Below are 257 nucleotides of genomic sequence, written 5' to 3'. Positions count from 1 at the left end.
ATTGTTGGGAGGGGATGTTGATGAAAGTCATTGAGGAATATTTGGATAAAGTAGTTGGATTTAGGTTTTTGAGGAAGAGGGAAAAAGGAGAGTGGAGAGAAGAAATGGGTGCTGATGTACATTGGTGGGTGGATTATGTAAAGGGTGAGGGATTGTGTGAAGTTGAGGGGATTGAAAGGTGGATTGAAGAATTTGGTTGGATGTCAGAAGTGTGGAGAAGGATAAGTAAAGAAAGGTATGGATTCAACATGGAAAGG

1 protein-coding gene is annotated in these 257 nt (G+C 40.9%); it reads left to right on the top strand.

Annotated elements, in window-relative coordinates:
* Positions 1–20: 20 nt before the first annotated feature.
* The coding region (locus FS628_RS30745) for a hypothetical protein (protein WP_145326697.1) at positions 21–257 on the top strand (237 nt) is incomplete at its 3' end.

This window comes from Paenibacillus xylanexedens (assembly GCF_007676705.1).
Lineage (GTDB): Bacteria > Bacillota > Bacilli > Paenibacillales > Paenibacillaceae > Paenibacillus > Paenibacillus xylanexedens_C.
Note: the sequence above shows the minus strand (reverse complement) of the source record. Positions and strands in the feature narration are given on the sequence as shown.